This window comes from Achromobacter sp. SIMBA_011, assembly GCF_046535435.1.
Lineage (GTDB): Bacteria > Pseudomonadota > Gammaproteobacteria > Burkholderiales > Burkholderiaceae_B > Achromobacter > Achromobacter dolens.
Window position 1 is genome coordinate 1 of sequence record NZ_JAWRWN010000105.1, and the last position, 379, is coordinate 379.

The window sequence follows — 379 nt, forward strand, 5'->3', positions numbered from 1 at the left end:
CCGCCGTCACGTTGCCGAACGAACCGGCGCTGATCCTCGCGGGGGCGGGCAGCGGCAAGACCCGCGTGCTGATCACCCGCATCGCGTGGCTGATCCAGCAGGGCTATGCGTCGCCGCCCACCGTGCTCGCCGTCACCTTCACGAACAAGGCGGCCGCCGAGATGCGCGAGCGCGTGTCGAAGCTGCTGGAGGGCAAGACGCTCACCACGCCCGGCAAGGAAGGCCGCAAGGTGCCCGTCAACCAGCTCACCGTGTGCACGTTCCACTCGCTCGGCGTGCAGATCCTGCGTCAGGAAGCCGAGCACGTGGGCCTGAAGCCGCAGTTCTCGATCATGGATTCGGACGACTGTTTCGGCATGATCCAGGAGCAGATCGGCAC

The 379-nt window shown here is 67.0% G+C and carries 1 protein-coding gene; it reads left to right on the top strand.

Annotation, left to right across the window (positions count from 1 at the left end):
* Positions 1-379: UvrD-helicase domain-containing protein (locus tag SB816_RS30125; RefSeq protein WP_410548007.1), on the top strand; the 379-nt coding region annotated here is incomplete at both ends.